Origin of the sequence: Bacillus sp. UMB0893 (assembly GCF_002858905.1) — a bacterium.
Lineage (GTDB): Bacteria > Bacillota > Bacilli > Bacillales > Bacillaceae > Bacillus_P.
This window is the reverse complement of sequence record NZ_PKLB01000005.1, coordinates 99857-116926: the sequence shown is the minus strand read 5'-3', so window position 1 is coordinate 116926 and position 17070 is coordinate 99857. Positions and strand designations below refer to the sequence as shown.

At 38.7% G+C, this 17070-nt stretch carries 21 protein-coding genes; 11 read left to right on the top strand and 10 right to left on the bottom strand.

Features of this window, described 5'->3' with window-relative positions; translation table 11 throughout:
• The first annotated feature begins 25 nt into the window (after positions 1-25).
• The 3 genes from CYJ36_RS12380 to CYJ36_RS12370 all read left to right on the top strand — a co-directional run bounded on the left by CYJ36_RS12380 (position 26) and on the right by CYJ36_RS12370 (position 2655).
• A complete protein-coding gene (locus CYJ36_RS12380) occupies positions 26-1240 on the top strand; it encodes an MFS transporter (RefSeq protein ID WP_101567590.1) in 1215 nt (404 codons plus the stop codon).
• A 72-nt stretch (positions 1241-1312) separates the two neighbouring features.
• A complete protein-coding gene (gene yhaM / locus CYJ36_RS12375) occupies positions 1313-2257 on the top strand; it encodes a 3'-5' exoribonuclease YhaM (protein ID WP_101567589.1) in 945 nt (314 codons plus the stop codon).
• A gap of 203 nt (positions 2258-2460) precedes the next feature.
• The gene (locus tag CYJ36_RS12370) at positions 2461-2655 is read left to right on the top strand and encodes a sporulation YhaL family protein (RefSeq protein ID WP_101567588.1); all 195 of its coding nucleotides are present in this window, start codon (positions 2461-2463) and stop codon (positions 2653-2655) included.
• A gap of 164 nt (positions 2656-2819) precedes the next feature.
• Here the strand turns inward: CYJ36_RS12370 and CYJ36_RS12365 are convergent, their stop codons facing one another.
• Positions 2820-3686, bottom strand: a complete 867-nt coding sequence (locus CYJ36_RS12365) for a peptidylprolyl isomerase (protein ID WP_101567587.1) — start codon at positions 3684-3686, stop codon at positions 2820-2822.
• A 179-nt stretch (positions 3687-3865) separates the two neighbouring features.
• Here CYJ36_RS12365 and CYJ36_RS12360 point away from each other — a divergent pair, with 179 nt between their 5' ends.
• Complete coding sequence (locus tag CYJ36_RS12360; protein WP_101567586.1) at positions 3866-3952, top strand: YjcZ family sporulation protein; 87 nt, start codon at positions 3866-3868, stop codon at positions 3950-3952.
• Positions 3953-4078: 126 nt separating this feature from the next.
• Positions 4079-4159, top strand: a complete 81-nt coding sequence (locus tag CYJ36_RS12355) for a YjcZ family sporulation protein (protein ID WP_101567585.1) — start codon at positions 4079-4081, stop codon at positions 4157-4159.
• 92 nt (positions 4160-4251) lie between these two features.
• On the opposite strand, the gene CYJ36_RS12350 is transcribed toward CYJ36_RS12355, so the two are convergent.
• Entirely contained in the window at positions 4252-4431 is a 180-nt protein-coding gene (locus CYJ36_RS12350; protein WP_070879396.1) for a hypothetical protein, read from the bottom strand.
• Between the two features lie 166 nt (positions 4432-4597).
• Positions 4598-5134, bottom strand: a complete 537-nt coding sequence (locus tag CYJ36_RS12345; protein ID WP_180850268.1) for a metalloprotease family protein — start codon at positions 5132-5134, stop codon at positions 4598-4600.
• Between the two features lie 198 nt (positions 5135-5332).
• Between CYJ36_RS12345 and CYJ36_RS12340 the strand changes: the two genes are divergently transcribed.
• Positions 5333-5668: a DUF1878 family protein gene (locus CYJ36_RS12340; RefSeq protein WP_101567583.1), complete on the top strand. Its 336-nt coding sequence runs from the start codon at positions 5333-5335 to the stop codon at positions 5666-5668.
• Here CYJ36_RS12340 and CYJ36_RS12335 read toward each other — a convergent pair.
• The gene (locus CYJ36_RS12335; protein ID WP_101567582.1) at positions 5655-6245 is read right to left on the bottom strand and encodes an HTH-type transcriptional regulator Hpr; all 591 of its coding nucleotides are present in this window, start codon (positions 6243-6245) and stop codon (positions 5655-5657) included. The two genes, CYJ36_RS12340 and CYJ36_RS12335, sit on opposite strands and share 14 nt — an antisense overlap.
• 201 nt (positions 6246-6446) lie before the next feature.
• Positions 6447-6803, bottom strand: coding sequence for a YtxH domain-containing protein (locus CYJ36_RS12330; RefSeq protein WP_101567581.1), 357 nt, complete (start codon positions 6801-6803; stop codon positions 6447-6449).
• Between the two features lie 484 nt (positions 6804-7287).
• On the opposite strand from CYJ36_RS12330, the gene CYJ36_RS12325 reads away from it, so the two are divergent.
• Positions 7288-7479 (top strand): hypothetical protein, encoded by a 192-nt coding sequence (locus CYJ36_RS12325; protein WP_224768341.1) that lies wholly within the window; start codon positions 7288-7290, stop codon positions 7477-7479.
• Between the two features lie 171 nt (positions 7480-7650).
• On the opposite strand, the gene CYJ36_RS12320 is transcribed toward CYJ36_RS12325, so the two are convergent.
• The 3 genes from CYJ36_RS12320 to CYJ36_RS12310 form a co-directional block, all read right to left on the bottom strand.
• A complete protein-coding gene (locus CYJ36_RS12320) occupies positions 7651-8178 on the bottom strand; it encodes a tryptophan transporter (protein WP_101567580.1) in 528 nt (175 codons plus the stop codon).
• 119 nt (positions 8179-8297) lie between these two features.
• Entirely contained in the window at positions 8298-9374 is a 1077-nt protein-coding gene (gene serC, locus CYJ36_RS12315) for a 3-phosphoserine/phosphohydroxythreonine transaminase (protein WP_101567579.1), read from the bottom strand.
• A 135-nt stretch (positions 9375-9509) separates the two neighbouring features.
• Positions 9510-9932 (bottom strand): HIT family protein, encoded by a 423-nt coding sequence (locus CYJ36_RS12310; protein ID WP_101567578.1) that lies wholly within the window; start codon positions 9930-9932, stop codon positions 9510-9512.
• Positions 9933-10536: 604 nt separating this feature from the next.
• On the opposite strand from CYJ36_RS12310, the gene CYJ36_RS12305 reads away from it, so the two are divergent.
• The 3 genes from CYJ36_RS12305 to CYJ36_RS12295 are packed head-to-tail and all read left to right on the top strand — an operon-like array spanning position 10537 to position 13224.
• Positions 10537-11277, top strand: coding sequence for an ABC transporter ATP-binding protein (locus CYJ36_RS12305; RefSeq protein ID WP_101567577.1), 741 nt, complete (start codon positions 10537-10539; stop codon positions 11275-11277).
• Entirely contained in the window at positions 11270-12499 is a 1230-nt protein-coding gene (locus CYJ36_RS12300; protein ID WP_101567576.1) for an ABC transporter permease, read from the top strand. Before CYJ36_RS12305 ends, CYJ36_RS12300 begins: the two co-directional genes overlap by 8 nt.
• Positions 12500-12519: 20 nt before the next feature.
• Positions 12520-13224: an EcsC family protein gene (locus tag CYJ36_RS12295; RefSeq protein WP_101567575.1), complete on the top strand. Its 705-nt coding sequence runs from the start codon at positions 12520-12522 to the stop codon at positions 13222-13224.
• A gap of 274 nt (positions 13225-13498) precedes the next feature.
• On the opposite strand, the gene CYJ36_RS12290 is transcribed toward CYJ36_RS12295, so the two are convergent.
• Complete coding sequence (locus tag CYJ36_RS12290) at positions 13499-14653, bottom strand: M20 family metallopeptidase (RefSeq protein ID WP_101567794.1); 1155 nt, start codon at positions 14651-14653, stop codon at positions 13499-13501.
• Between the two features lie 186 nt (positions 14654-14839).
• Here CYJ36_RS12290 and CYJ36_RS12285 point away from each other — a divergent pair, with 186 nt between their 5' ends.
• Positions 14840-15490, top strand: coding sequence for a phosphatase PAP2 family protein (locus tag CYJ36_RS12285; protein ID WP_101567574.1), 651 nt, complete (start codon positions 14840-14842; stop codon positions 15488-15490).
• 155 nt (positions 15491-15645) lie between these two features.
• On the opposite strand, the gene CYJ36_RS12280 is transcribed toward CYJ36_RS12285, so the two are convergent.
• Positions 15646-17037, bottom strand: a complete 1392-nt coding sequence (locus tag CYJ36_RS12280; protein WP_101567573.1) for a hypothetical protein — start codon at positions 17035-17037, stop codon at positions 15646-15648.
• Positions 17038-17070 lie beyond the last annotated feature (33 nt).

The following is a 17070-nucleotide window of genomic DNA, read 5'->3' as shown; positions in this document are numbered from 1 at the left end:
AGAGGTACCTGAAAGGAAGTACATGATGCAGCAAGATAAAAATACGAAAAAGCCATATGGCACGCCGCTTTTTTTACTGAGTTTTAACTTATTCATTATTATGGTAGGCATCGGTTTAGTGATTCCTATCCTGCCTTTTTATGTAGAGAAATTTGGGGCTGACGCGACAACGCTTGGATTTTTAGTAGCAATTTTTGCGTTTATGCAGTTTATATTTGCTCCAATCTGGGGTCGTTTATCTGATCGGATTGGACGTAAGCCTCTCATAACCCTTGGTTTGTTTGGATTTGCATTAGCTGAATTTATTTTTGCTTTTGCAACCGGCTTATGGATGCTGTTCTTATCAAGAATAATAGCTGGTGTTTTTGGGGCAGCCATTATGCCGAGTGCAATGGCCTATGTTTCAGATGTAACAACTCCTGAGAAACGCGGACAGGGAATGGGCTATTTAGGAGCGGCTATGGGTTTTGGAATTGTAGTCGGCCCTGGAATTGGCGGCTGGCTCGCTGAATTCAGCCTCTCCTTTCCATTTCTATTCGCAGGAATTGCCGCTTCATTAGCGGGCCTTGTATCCATTTTTGTTCTGCCTGAATCGTTATCCAAAGAAGCTATGCAGAAAACAATAGATGACAATGAAAAAAGAGACAATCAATTTGACTTAATAAAAAAAGCACTGAACAGTCCTGTTGGTTTCTTGCTGATTCTTGTTTTTATGATGAGCTTTGCCTTAACTATTTTTCAAGCCATCTTTGGTTTTTATGCACTTGAGCGTTTCGGCTATGGACCACAAGAAGTCGGTCTCATTATCCTGCTTACCGGAATAGTTGGTACAGTAACGCAGGGAGCTGCTGTCGGCAGACTTGTTGCTAAATTTGGGGATGAACGTGTCGTCACCTCAGCTCTTTTATTAAGTGCATTCGGATTTGTCATCATGACATTCGCAAACTCTTTTGCTACAGTATTGCTTACAACTTCCATATTCTTTTTAGGAAATTCGATATTAAGACCGTCTTTAAATACTTTTATCTCTAAACTGGCTGGAAGCAAACAGGGTATGATTATGGGGCTGAATAACTCTTTTATGAGTCTTGGAAATGTGGCCGGACCGATTTTAGCAGGATACGTGTTTGAATATCACATTAATTTGCCATATTATATTGGGGCCATCTTAATGCTCACTGCATTAACCTCTACAAAAATTTGGATTTCCAAAAGACAGCACACAAACGTTTCAGCATAGCTGCATAAGGGGAAAAATACATTAAATTTATGCTATACTCAGGGTACTGAGCAATTGGGAGGGACCGTTTACATGATAAAAGGAATCAATCATTATGAGGTTGGCGAGCAAGCAGATGTTTTCCTTCTCGTTAAAACATCGACTAAGGGAATCGCCAGCAATGGCAAACCATTTTTAACATTAATACTTCAGGATCAATCTGGAGAAATTGAAGCAAAGCTTTGGGATGCAGGACCTGAAGATGAAGTTTCTTATAGCTCGCAAAACATTGTAAAGATTTACGGGGATATCCATCATTACAGAGGAAGAAATCAGCTGAAGATCCGTAATATCCGCACCGCATCAAATACGGACAACGTAAAAATTTCTGATTTTCTTGAAACAGCTCCTATTGGACAAGAAGAAATGATGGAAAAAGTAACACAATATATTTTTGAAATGAAAAACCCTAATATACAGCGCATTACCCGATACTTAATGAAAAAACACCAAAGCGAGTTCTTGGAGTACCCGGCTGCAACGAAAAATCATCATGAGTTTGTATCAGGCCTGGCGTATCACGTTGTATCAATGCTTGATTTAGCAAAATCAATAGCAAATCTGTATCCAAGCTTAGATACAGATTTGCTTTACGCAGGAGTGATTCTGCATGACCTTGGAAAAGTAACTGAATTATCTGGACCAATTGGCACAACCTATACAGTTGAAGGCAACCTTATTGGACATATCAGTATTATGGTGAATGAAATAGCAAAAGCTGCAGAACATCTTGGTATTGAAGGTGAAGAAGTTGTGATTCTTCAACATCTGGTTCTCAGCCATCATGGGAAAGCAGAGTGGGGAAGTCCAAAACCCCCGATGATAAAAGAAGCTGAAATTCTTCACTATATCGATAATCTCGATGCAAAAATGAACATGCTTGATCGTGCACTTGAACGCGTAAAACCTGGAGAATATACTGAGCGTGTATTTGCACTGGATAATCGCTCATTTTATAAACCAACTTTTCATAACTAATTATATGTGAGCCTTTCTTTGAAGATGAAGTTCTTCAAGGGAGGGCTTTTTCTATATTTACAGTTTGGCAGATGAAATCTTGAAATAGGTGGATAAAAATAAAAAACAGAGATAAAAAATGCCATCTGAAAATAAAGGTATAAACCCCTCAAGACACTCATATAGTGCATTAAAGGCTTGTCATAATAAAGGGGGAAGCGGGAATGATTTTGCTGCCGTGGTGGATTTACCTCTGCATACTTGGGATACTATACAGCGGATACATGGCTTTTTCAACGACGCGAAAAGAAAAGATTGTTGAAGAAGCATATATAGAAAAAGAGGGAAACGTTTATATCGAGAGAATGCTGAAAGAACGTGAGATTCGCAAAAACAAACAGGACAACGAGGAGATTTAAAACACAAGCCCCCCATTCTGATGAGTGGGGGGCTTGTGTTTTCTTATTGTTTAGGAAATTATAAAAGGTAATAGGTTGTGGAAAATAAAATAAAGTTATCTGCGTCAGCTAAGGCGCCTAACTCCTCGGTCAGAACGGATCTGCCATGCCCGCGCTTTTGTCTATTATTGTCCTTCAGCAGGCGCTGCTGGCTCAGCAGGTGCTTTGAATGTATCTTTTAAATCTTCATCTTCAACCTTTACGTCTGCTTCTTTAAGAGCTTTGTCGAGTGCTCCTTGAACAGCATCTGGCTGGCTTGTTTTTTGTGTTTTTACTTCTTTTTCAAGCTCTTTTTTCATTTCTTCATATGGCTTCACGGTTTTTGTAACCTTGATGATGTGGTAGCCGAATTCAGATTTAACAGGTTCGCTTACTTCGCCTTCTTTTAGAGCGAATGCTGCTTTTTCGAACTCAGGAACCATTTGTCCTTCGCCGAACCAGCCTAAGTCTCCGCCATTTTGTCCAGATGGATCTTTAGACGCTTCTTTTGCTAAATCCTCAAATTTTTCACCTTTATCAAGACGTGATTTAATTTCTTTTGCTGTTTTTTCATCTTCAACAAGAATGTGGCTTGCTTGGACTTTGCCTTTTAGGCTTTCATAATATTGTTTTGTATCTTCTTCCGTTACTTTTACTTCTTGTTCTGCTGCTTTTTTGCGGAGAAGATCAACCTTTACCATATCTTTAACAGTCTTTTCGCCTTGCTGCTGAATGACTGCTTCAAATTGAGGGCCATACTGCTGAGTTAAATTCTCAATTTCTTTGTTTACCTCTTCGTCAGATACTTTGTATTCTTTGCTTAACACTTTTTCATGTACAAGCTCAGTAAGAACATCTTTTCCGAAGCGGTCCTTCATTGCTTCATAAAATTCATCCTTTGTTACGTTGCCTGCTTTTGTTTCTGCAATGACCTCGGAACCGCTGTCATTATTGCATGCGCCGAGCGCCAAAACACTTGATGCTGCTGCTAATGCAAGAACAAATCTTTTCATCTGATACAACTCCTACTTCTATTTAATTTAAGGACTGCCTAAGAATTGGACACTATACCACATTGTGCCATGAACTAAAAACTTTTGCAATAGGACAGGGGCAATCATTGGGCATTCGTCTAGTCAAAATGGGAAACCGTCCATATGATGTATGGAACGCCGATAAGGGAGGTTTTAACATGAGTGGAGGATATTCAAACGGTTTTGCATTACTTGTGGTTCTGTTTATTTTGTTGATCATTATTGGTGCTTCTTACCTGTGTTAGGAAGCAACAGGATGACCTTTAGACCAGGAAATTAAATGTGATTGCTTACAAAAGATGATAGGTGCCTATTCGTTTCATGATGATCGTGCATAGAATAACTTACCGATGCATAAAGGAGGTGTCATTATGGGAGGATACGCTGGAGGCTTCGCGTTAATCGTAGTTTTGTTCATCTTATTAATCATTGTTGGTGCTGCTTGGCTATAAGCCAAATAAACATAGCTGACAAACTGTCAGCTATGTTTGTATAAGCTGTGTGCTATTATATTTTGCATACAGCTTTTTATTATGGGTGAAATCTAAGTAAATAAGATTTCTATGTAAGAAGAAACTAATAAAATTGTAATCAGAACGTTAATCGTCCGGAATACTTTTGTTTGTCGGTCTTCAGGAATCTCTCTCACCAAGCATAGTGTATTCGTCAATTTATTAATATAGAACAAAATGAACACGGCAAACAAAATGAAAAAAGCTATCATATGAGATTCCCCCTTCCCTCACTGATACATATTACATTACCAAAAAAATTATGAAAAAGATAGCGCGGACTCCTAATAAATAGCAAAACAAAAGCATCCTGTCTGCAGAATGCTTTTGTTATCACAGACATGCAAAAGCACAGTGCGGAAGATTGCTTCTGCAGTTCTATTTTTGAAATAAAATTTCGAAGCTTTCGTCTGCTTCTTCAATGACACACGTTTTTGGCGCTTTAACCAGCTGCTTCAAAAAAATGAAATCCGTTACGCAAAGGCCTGTATGAAAGGCAATTCCTAAACAAAAATAATGCAGATATGATGGGTTAGTCACTAGTCCCGCAATCATGAGTGCAGTTACGGTTAAAAAGGGTGTGATAAGTGACAAAATCATATTGGTCTTATTTACGTTGCAATTTGTTTTAATATATATGACAGGCATGTATGTCTGCAGTTTTATTTTTAAGGAAACGCGGTATCCTGACATCCATAAAGGAACAGCATGAAGCAGCTTATGACATGGCACTACACCAGCTATAAAAAGCAAAAACAATAAAAAATGTCCTTCTTTTAATTGCACAGAAGGAAAAGCAACGACAAGAGGCAAATATATGCTAATGAAGGTAAACATCATTGTTAATACAGAGACTATAAAAAGTCTGTGGAATCCATAATCTTTTGAAAGATTAATGGTTTTCCAGCAATTCATTCCAATCACCATCCGAATATATTAAATATAATTTTGCTCAATTCCTTACATACTTTACGATGTTCAATTGGAAAATGCAATATGAATTTTTCTATGTAAACGATTAACTTGAAAATAAGTTTTGATAAGATAACTTTCGAAATAAGGAAATATGATTTAAAATGGATAAACGAAGAAGAATGAAAGAAGTGAACATAAGTGGAATCATTGGAAAAAAGAATTGCAAAATTGGAATACTACCAAACTTTGCTGCAAAAAATGGTGGATCCAGACAAATATCCTTTTTATGTTTCTGTCATGAACAGCGGTTTATCCGCTGAGGAAATTGAGGAGATCTATCGCATCTGCGACGAACTGAGTCATCTGCTTGCCGAACAAAAAGAGCAAGGACTCCTCAATTATATGAGTCTCCTTACTCGTTTCGCAGGTCAGCTGAATTGTAAGCTTTCTGTAGATGACACCATTGTATCCCTGCATAATCAGGGAATGTACGTCCCGCTTATGACGGAATTTTTAACCCTTATTCAGAAATAGCTGAAGCAGGTTCTGCAGGCTCTTCTCTCTTTTTTAGCTTCCGGTTTTCCTCGACAAATTCCTTCTCTATATTTGTAAAGGAATGTTCGAAGATTTCCATAAAGTCATCCCCGTAAATATTTCGAATGATGCACATCATCTCCATAATTTCAGGGAATTTTCCATATAAATTCTGAAGCGGCAAAGCACCCTTAAAAACAGCGTTTCTGCTCGGATCGTAATCTTCAAGCAGCTTTAGTAAAATTTCTTCCCCTTTTTCCGTAAGCTGAATGTACGTATTGCGCTTATCATTCTGTTTTTTCGAAAACTCAAGATAGCCTCTTTCTTCAAGCTTCTTTGAAAAGTTAAATGCTGTTGAAACATGCATGACCCCAAATTTAGCAATCTCTGAAATGGAAGCTCCTTTTAAATGATAGGCAATCCATAAAATATGGTGCTCATTAATATTCAAATCATAAGGTTTAATCCATTGCTGCCAGTCTTTTTCGATGGACTTCCACAATGCTTTGCTAAGCTGAGCGATCCTTTGACTGAATAATAGTGCTTCTTTTATGGAATAATCTTCGTTTCGTTTCATCCCCAGTCACCTACTTTTTCTCTTTTGCTCTTATATTCTATTATGCCAATAAAATAAAGATTAATAAAGATTAAATTTACAAAATTTTTAAATAAATCGTAAAAGCTTTGTAAAGCGCTGTTTTATAAATGAAAAAAAAAGAGCGGCATGTGAGAGAATATGCCGCTCGTTCAGATTTTTTGGTTTGTCTACAAAAATATTCTATTTGTTTAGTGTCTGTTCTAATTCTTTAATTTTCTGCTCAATTTCATTAATTTCTTTTTGCAGTTCATTTTTATGCGGCTCAATTTCTTCTTGCCATGTTTGAATTGATTTTTGCAGATCTGCTGTTACATCCTTTAAAACAACAGCGCTTTCTTGAGCAGTTTTAACAACTTGATCTTTAAGAGATATGCTGTCATCTTTGAGCTGAACTAAAATATCTTCAAGCTTTTGCTTATTTTGTTTTAATTGGCTGCGCATATCTTTTCCAGAAGAGGGAGCAGAGAGGATGGCTGCGATTCCTCCTATAATGCTGCCTGCAATAAAACCAGCTGCTAATGATTTTCCATTTGCCATAGGTATCACTCCATTAAACGAAATTAGTTGTATGTACTTCTTCAACAGTAAGCTGGAAAGTCCTTCTTTTTGGCTTTGTTCGCAAAGATTGCTGTTTTCCATAGTTAGAATGTTCATGCCGATTCATAGAATATCATGCTAATAAAATTGATCGAAGCTTCCCAAAAATAAAACTATATACTATTGAAAATCACCAAGTTTTAGAAGGGATGTTTTCGCATTGATTGTTGTTTTTGGATATAATTTGTAACCATGGATTTCCGCTGCAGGCACTTGCTTTCCGCGGGGAGGAATGCGAGCCTCTATTTCCCGCAGGAGTCAAGTGCCTTCTGCTACAATCCACTAAAGGTTATAACCATTAGCAGCAAACTTTACGAAAAGAACCTTCTTCTTTTATAAATACCCCTTGCTTAAATTGATAAACGCCGTTTTATTCATAGTTGATTCCATTCGGACATACACATGAATAAAAGGGGGGAGGAGCTTGGCTGGCGTCATTTTCCTGTTTTTTCTTATTAGTTTGCTGTTTTTCCTAGGTGCTTTTCATTATGTCAAATTAGCACAGCAATCAGCATCCTACCCGCCAAAACGGGTCGTGCATCAGAAAGCCGTTGTTTTGGCAGGCGGAGGTGCCATCTCCTTGCTGATCGGTATATCATTTTATTATTTCCTCTAGGTTCCATTTTCATAAATGGTCAAAACAAAAGTGAAGGCGGCAAGTTATCTTTGACAGTTAAATCCGTTTTGATCGAGGAGTTAGGCGCCGGAGCAGGATGCAGATAACCTTGAACACTATTCTACAATTAAAATAACTAAAAACCCGATCGCAGAGGATCGGGTTTTCTTTCTATTTCGTTTGAAGAACGATCTTTGAGCGCTTCAAAATGGTCTGAACGATTGGATAAATGAAAACCATTGCGATTGTATTTAAAACGATTGTCGGTAAAACAACTGTGATAAATAGTGCTGTAAAGCCTGCTCCGCCTGGAAGTCCGACAATAAACAATGCGGCTGTCAGGAAAACAGTTCCTGAGACAAGGGTTCCGACTGCTGTAAGAATTCCTGCTCCAATTGTAGATGAAGCGTATTTTCTTATGGCTAAGACTAATAGATAAAAGACAAATGCTGTTACAAACTTATCCATAATATTTGGCAGAAGTCCGCCTGGAAAACTTGTTGTTAAACCGGATAAGATACCTGTAACCGTCCCAAGTAAAAACACATTTCGTATGTGCGGGAACAAAAGAATGCCTAAAAACATCATTGTCAGCATCATATCTGGCTTCATTCCGTGAAATAATGGCGGGATAATCCCGTGCAATGCTAATCCCATTGCGACAAATAAAGATAAAACAACTAAAACTTTTGTATTCATTTCTCAGGCTCTCCTCGGACTATGCTCTTATTTTTTGAACTCCCCAATAATGACCTGTGTCTTATTGCGGGAGAACTTAACAATTATTATAACAGGTATGACTGACCTTGTAAAAAGGATTACGCGTGCTTTTTCTGAAAGTTTGCCATGAAATCAGCAAGCGCTTGACATGCTTCTAATGGGACTGCATTATAGATTGACGCTCTGCAGCCGCCAATGGAACGATGTCCGCCAAGACCTGAGAATCCACTTTCAATTGATTCTTTAATAAAAGCTTTTGTCAGTTCTTCGTTTTTAAGAGTGAACGTTACATTCATAGCTGAGCGGCTTGTTTTTTCAGCATGACCCCTGTAGAAGCCTCCACTTTGATCGATGCAATCATAAAGCAGGCTCGCTTTTTTATTATTAAGTGCTTCTATTGCCGCTAATCCTCCTTGCTCCTGAATCCATTCCAGGACAAGGGAAAGCATGTAAATCGCAAATGTTGGCGGCGTATTATATAAAGAGTTTTGTTTGGAATGTGTGCTGTATTTCAGGATCGCTGGAATCTGTTCATTTGTCTCTGCAAGCATGTCTTTTTTTACAATGACAACTGTTACGCCTGAAGGACCGAGATTCTTTTGTGCACCTGCATAAATAAGCGAAAAACGGCTGACATCGAATTCTCTGCTCATAATATCACTTGACATGTCTGCAATTAATGGCAGTTTCGTAATGGGGAAATCCTGCCATCGTGTACCGTAAATCGTATTATTGGAGGTTAAATGAATATAGCTTCCTTCTGCAGGATCTTCAAAGGTTTCAGGAATATATGTATATCGATCATCTTTACTAGAAGCAAGTATGTTTGTATTCCCGATTTTGCTTGCCTCCGATTGAGCTTTTTCAGACCAGACGCCCGACATGATGAAATGTGCATCAGTTTCGCTTTTTAAAAAGTTCATCGGAATCATTGCAAATTGAAGACTTGCTCCCCCTTGAAGGAAGAGAACCTCATATTCTTCAGGGATACCCATCAGTTCTTTTAATAAAGCGGAAGCCCGATTGTGTACTTCCTCATAAGGCTTGCTTCTGTGGCTCAGTTCCATAACCGACATGCCTGTTCCATTAAAATCGACAAGCTCGCTCTGCGCTTTTTCCAAAACAGCAAGTGGAATGGCGGCTGGTCCTGCATTAAAGTTATACGTTCTTTTCATGGGAAAATGACACTCCTTACTTTGTCGCGTTGCTTGATTAAAATTCTTTTTCCTATCCTAACATGAAAAAGAGGATTAGAGTCGCAATTTTTCAAAAATAATTCTAATCAATAAGAAACCCCGCATGTGCGAGGTTTAAAGAAGGCCTTCCTGTATGGATGACGCGATCTGCTGCAGATCTTCAGGTGAATATTCTTCAGTATGAGTTTTCCATACAGCGCCAAATCCGTCGCCTTTTCCGTAGCGGGGGATGAGATGAATATGATAGTGAAACACAGATTGTCCAGCTTTTTCGCCGTTATTATTAAGGACATTCAATCCAATCGGTTCAAATTGTTTTTTGATGGAGTTTGCGATTTTTGGAACGACCTCAAATACATTCCTGGCGATATCAGGTGTGAGTTCATAAATGTTTTCTTTATGTACTTTCGGAATAACCAATGTATGTCCTTTTGTTACTTGACTGATATCAAGAAATGCAACGACATGTTCATTTTCAAACACTTTAGCGCTTGGGATTTCTCCATTTACAATTTTACAAAAAATACATCCGCTCATCGTGTTTCACCCTTTCTCAATATAAACTGCTCATGACCGTATTTTACCATAAACCAGAGAGGGATAAAATCACACAAAAAAGAAACAGGATGATCGTAATGATCACCCTGTCCTGCAAAGGAAATACAACTGCCGCAGCTTAAACGTAAGGCACACAATTCTCTTTGTCATACACCTCATATGCTTAGAAATGAAGGATAATAAAGAGTGAATGTTGATTGTTAAACATTGTTCAAAGCAACCATCCCCTAGTTAAGATCATCATGGAAGAAAAATTCTTAACAAATCAGTAAACGGTCTTTGACGAACACCTCATTCGCAAAATGAATTCTTATATGAGCTTCTATTACAAAAAGTAACGGCCCGTAGACACCTCATCTCGAAATGGAAATAGATCATCATTATATTTATCAATGTTAACTTGCTCACTATAAACTGTCTTTAACACACACCTCATTTGAACTGAATGTTTGTGACAGCTGCTTTCCTTTACACTCATTATGATGTCCGAAACTGGATTGTTTATGTATTGTAAAATAATTGTAAATTAGCAAAAGTATCCCGTGTTTTGTTAAGATAGAAGAAAAGGGGAAGGGAAGTTAACATGAGCTTATTAAATGTAAATCACCTGACAGGCGGGTATTCACGCAATCCTGTCCTGAAAGATATCTCGTTTGAAATTGAAAAACATCAAATCGTCGGGTTAATTGGACTGAATGGTGCAGGGAAGAGCACAACCATTCGCCATGTGATTGGATTGATGGAGCCTCATAAAGGTGACATCACCATCAATGGCATTTCTTTTCAGGAAAAACCGACAGACTATCGCAGCCAGTTCACCTTTATCCCTGAAACGCCGATTCTCTACGAGGAATTAACTCTATATGAGCACTTAGAGCTGACCGCAATGGCATATGGATTAAGCCAGGAAACATTTAAGCAGCGCCTGCAGCCATTATTAACAGAATTTAGAATGGAAAAAAGGCTGAAATGGTTTCCAAGTCATTTTTCAAAAGGCATGAAGCAAAAAGTTATGATTATGTGTGCTTTCTTAGTGGAGCCTGAACTGTATATTATTGATGAACCTTTTGTAGGATTGGATCCGCTTGCGATTAATGCACTGCTCGATATGATGAACAAAGCTAAACAGGACGGAGCAGGCATTTTAATGTCTACTCATATTTTGGCAACAGCTGAGCGCTATTGTGATTCATTTATTATTTTACATAATGGCAAGATTAGAGCAAAAGGAACTCTTGAGGAATTAAGAACAGAATTTGGAATGAGGGACGCAGCGCTCGATGATTTGTATATTCAGCTGACGAAGGAAGATCAAAATGAATAACGTTGATGCGATTTGGAAAGGACGCTTAGCGGCTCACCTGAAAGAAGTGCAATCTTATACAAAATATATGATTAATGACCACCTGATTTTTGTCCTCGTGTTTTTGGGGGCAGGCGGTGCTCTTTCTTACCAGGAATGGCTGAAAACGATGCCTGATGATTTTCCGGCACTTTTCATTTTGACAATTGTTTTTGCTTTGATTATTACATCATCAAGTGTTCGAACTCTTTTAAAAGAACCTGATTTAGTCTTTTTATTGCCGCTTGAAGAAAAAATGGCAGCTTATTTTCAAAAAGCGCATATATACAGTTTTTTTAGCCAAATGTATGTATTTTTAATAGCGGCATTAGTATTAGCCCCAATGCTTTTTAGAGCTGAATCCTTAACGGGGACAGACTATTTGCTGATTTGCATTCAGATTCTGATTGTAAAAGGATGGAATCTAATGCTCAATTTCAGAATATCTTTTTATACTGAACCTTCAGTAAAAATATATGATTTTATCGTCCGTTTGGCCATTAATGGGCTGACGATTTTCTTTTTGCTTTCAAATGCACATGTCTATGTGTTCATTATGTATGTGTTAATGATTCTACTGTACATCTATTTTCAAAAAGCAACAAAAACAAAAGGGGTTAAATGGGAAAAACTGATTGATGCTGAATTGCAGAAAAAGCAATCCTTTTACAGAATAGCCAACTTGTTTACAGATGTTCCAAAGCTAAAAAGAAAAGCAAAACGAAGAAAATATTTAGATGGACTGCTTGCGTTCGTAAAATACAAGCAAGAAAGCATGTACAGTTACTTATATACAAGAGCGTTTTTCCGATCCAATGATTATCTGGGCATTTTTGCAAGGCTGACTATTATTGGAGGAATTGTTCTCTATGTTATCCCTACAAATCAGTATAGTGTCCTGATCATTGCGATTTTGGTGCTTTATTTGACAGGCATCCAGATGATTGGCTTATACATGCATTACGATATGCTGTCTTTGCCGGACCTATACCCTGTACATAAGGAATATAAAAAAGCAAAATTCCTTAAATTACTTTTTGCTGTAATTGCAGTCCAGCATGTGATTTTAACGATCATTTCTATGCTGGCAGGAAATATCATTCCTTCATTAATTCTTTTCATTGCCGGATTTATCTTTGTTTACAGTTTTGTTTATCTTTACGTGAAATCACGATTGGCCAAAATGGATGCAAGCGTACTTTAAAGTAAAGGCAGCTGATAATTATGATATACGAGCAGCAGCTTCAAGAGGATCTTTTTCAATGGAAAAAGAAATTGTTAAGAAAATCTTCAATGTTTGAGCGGGTTTCTAAAAAAACACAAACGAAGATCAATGATCGGATCCCAGAAAAAGTCCACACTGTGATTACGGAAAGCATTAAGAAGATGGTGCAGGCGACACTTGCCGGGTCAAACTTAACGACAAGCGAAAAGAAACTTGAAGGAAAGACACTTGAAGACAAAGAAAAACTAGTGAAGCAAACGATCGCGGCCTTTCAAAAAACAGCTGCAGTAGAAGGTGCAGGAACAGGAGCCGGAGGAATTTTCGGATCTGTTGCCGACTTCCCTTTGCTGCTTGGCATAAAAATGAAATGTTTATTTGAAATTGCCAGTTTATATGGCTTTGATCCGAAGCAGTATGAAGAGAGAGTGTTTTTGCTTTATGTCTTTCAATTAGCCTACTCAAGTGATGAACATCGGAGAACTACGTTTGAAATCATTGAAAATTGGGAGACGAAAAAAAAGGACCTGAAAGAGATGGATTGGAAAGTATTCCAGCAGGAGTACAGAGATCATATTGATCTTGTTAAGCTTCTGCAAATTATGCCTGGAATTGGTGCTGTAGTAGGCGGGGTTGCAAATTATCACTTGGTTCGGCATTTAGGTGAAACGGCAATGAATTGCTATCGAATCAGGACTTTGAAGTAAAGAGGGGAGTGCGATCATGGATTGCACTCTTTTTTTGATTCAAGCAATAGATCCCAAAATAGCTGAAATCCCTAAAAGGGGTACACAAAAGCACGCATTAAAGCCTGTAAACAGAAAAAATCAAACAAAGTGTCCTCAAAAGCATGCATTGAAGCCCGGAAACGGCTGAAATCGAAAAAAAGGTCTTCAAAAGCAGGCTGTTCATATCGTTTATTCCTTTGAATCACGCTAAAACAAAAAACGGTGCATCAACACCGTTTTTTCAAAAAGCTCTTCATTTTTCAACTGCGACCGCAGAATGTTCAGTTTGACTTTGCAATATAGCCAAGCTGAATGTTTTAGCAGCAATCAGCATCGCTTTCTCATCGATATCAAACTTAGGATGATGATGAGGATAAGATGTTTCTGAGTATGTTGGCTTTGCACCAGTGAAAAAGAAAGTTCCCTTAACGTGCTGCAAATAATAGGCAAAGTCTTCACCACCCATTTGCATTGGACTTTCTTCAACAATTTGTACTTCAGGTACTTTTTCTGCAAGTTTTGCGAGCTGTTCTGTTTCTTCGAGATGGTTCACTACAGCAGGGTAACCTCTTTCAAATGAATATTCGTAGGATGCATCATATAGTCCGCATGAGGCCTTTACCACACGTTCAATTTCTTCTTTGATCAATGTGCGGACTTCTTCATCAAATGTGCGGACAGTTCCAATCAGGACGGCAGAATCTGCAATTACATTAAAAGGATTTTCCGCAACGAAGGATCCGACAGATACAACGGCAGCGTGAACAGGATCAACTTTTCTGCTGACGATTTGCTGAAGATTAAGAACGAGCTGTGACCCGATGACAACGGCATCTTTTGTTTTATGAGGCTGTGCGCCATGTCCGCCTTTTCCTTGTATGGTAATTTGGAAGCGATCCGCTGCAGCCATTATTGGTCCAACACGATATTGGATTTTACCTGCAGGTTCGCCTGCCCATAAATGTGTGCCAAATATAACATCTACACCGTCTAAGCAGCCATCTTCAATCATCGAAACGGCTCCGCCTGGGGCATATTCTTCTGCATGCTGGTGAATGAAAACCACGCTGCCCTCAAGATTGCTCCGATGTTTATGTAAAACCTTAGCAAGAACCAGTAATGTTGCTGTATGTCCGTCATGACCGCATGCATGCGTTACACCAGGAACAGTTGATTTATAAGGGACATCCTTTTCATCTTGGATAGGAAGCGCGTCAAAATCAGCACGAAGAGCGACCGTTTTTCCTGGCTTATCGCCTTTAATTACAGCGACAACTCCGTTTCCGCCAACACCAGTTCTAGCCTCAATTCCAAGCTTTTGATAATATTCTGCAATGTATGCAGCCGTTTTAAATTCCTGAAATGAAACCTCAGGATGCATATGAAGATAACGTCTGATCTCCACCATTTCTTCAAAACCTGCATCTAATTCCGAACATAATTCATCGTACAAAATTCTTCATCCTTTCTTTTTATAGACTTATATTCACGAAAACATTAATAAGTTAAAATAAATATTGGAAAATCATATCAGTATAAATTTTAGATAAGTTTTTAGAAAATTACAAGAATTAAGTTTGGAAGGGGATTTTAAATGAATAGATTATCCTTGATTGCTATTTTGGTAATTATGACATTTGGAATTATCTTTGCATTGGAAACACCGTTTAATGAACAAGCTGATGCCGCAGCCCGTGGAGCCGCAGCATGGTTTCATAACTCAGAGACAGTGCTTGCTGCTGTGTATGGCATCGGTCTTCTAGCATCCAAAAAAGGAATCATCAGTTTACTGGCTATTGCAATTATTCTATTAGGGATCTTGTACAAAAAGATCTTGCAGCCGCTCATGCTCGTACTAGCTGTTTATCTTGGCGACCTGCTGAACAAAGCTTTAAAAGAATTCTTCGGGAGAGAACGCCCTCTTGAACCCCTTCATTTTGAAGAAGGCTTCAGCTTCCCAAGCGGACACGCTATGGTTGGTGTCATTTTTTATGGTTTTTTCATTTATTTGATTGCCGGCAAACTTTCATCTGCTTCAGCAAGAATGGGGCTCTATGGAGCTGTGTGCCTTCTTATGTTATTGATTGGCATGAATCGGATTGTGATGAATGCACATTTTCTATCTGATGTGGCCGGAGGCTATTTCATTGGATTGATTTGTTTAACGATGGTAATCACAATCTATGAAAAAATAAATCCCCTTCGAACTGAAGCTGGAAATCATAAAAGCAGCGTTTCAGTTTAAGAAACGCTGCTATTTTAAGAGAAAAGGAAGAATAAGATTTTGAGCATTGATGGCGAACGGAATCGCCCAGCTGCTCGACCAGAACAAATCCGGCAAAAAAGTCAAAACCGGGCTTTTCTGCCAGCTTCTTATCTGTTATGCCTGCGCTTTTCTTATTATATTAGAAACATCGCCACAATCGTAGTCACAATTAACCCAATCGTCACAGGCAGGATATTTCTTCTTGCCAATTCAAACGGATCAACACCGCAAATTGCTGCAGCAGGAATCAGGGCCCATGGAATAATGGTTCCTCCGCCAACCCAGATGGCTGTAATTTGTCCTAGTGCAGTAAGCACGGCAGCACCTTTACCGATTGCTGCGGCAAATAGATTAGCGATCGACCCCGCTAATGAAATACCCGAAAATCCTGAACCGTCAAGTCCGGTCAAAACTCCAACTCCTGTAAGAGTAATCGCCCCGATTTCCTTTGTTAATGGAACAATTGAAGCAAGCGCTACCCCCAAATCGTTTACAATTCCATGAGAAGCTTTCGGCAAATAGTCACCGACAATCTTTGGAAATCCTGCATCTCCTAAATAAAAGAATGCTGCAATCGGAATGACGGGTCCAAACACTTTAAAGCCAAATTGAAAGCCCTCGATCATATATCCCGTGGTTTTTTCAAGACTTTCATTCCGGTGTGCCAATAGACAAACAGCAAGCAATATCACAAGTGCTGTACCGCCTATTAAGGCAGTTGCATCTCCTCCTTGTAATTTCAGCTGAATCATCAAGACAATATCGATGACAAATAAAATTGGGATAAACAGGGCCATGAATAATTTCATTTCGGCTGTAAGCAGCTGGGTTTTCTGCTCATTAGGCTGTGGCATGGAGAGAGAAGGAAATGGCTTACCGAGTTTCATATCTCTCATTAAGAAAAAATAAGCAGTGATTGTTGTCACGGCACCCATCACAATAACAAGCGGAATGGAGGCGCTTATGACATCTCCAATTGGAAGCCCTGCAGCATCTGAAGTCAGTTTTGGAGCTGCTTGAATGACAAAGTCACCTGAAAGTGCAATTCCATGGCCGAATAAGTTCATTGCCATTGCGACTCCGAGTGCAGGAAGTCCGGCTTTAATAGCAACTGGCAATAAAACAGCACCAATTAGCGCGACTGCTGGAGAAGGCCAGAAAAACCAGGAGATCGTCATCATTAATAGCCCAATCGTCCAATATGCAAGAGTGGGATTTCGGATGATTTTAGTAAAAGGAGAAACCATCGACTCATTTATTCCAGTTACCTCTAAAATTTTGCTCATGGAAACAATGATTGAAATGACAAGGATTGTCGGCAGCAGCTCAGTTATCGCAAAGATAAAGCTGTTAAAGACACTTGTTATCGAATGGCTGATGGAATGGCTGGCAACGAATGAAATCACTATAATCCCGACAATGCTGATCATTGTCGTGTCTCTCCTGAAAAGCATGAACCCGATAATACTTATAATGAAAAACACATAAAACCAATGAATGAGCGTTAACGATAACTCAGCCACCATATGAATCACTCCTGTATATGCCTATATTCTAAT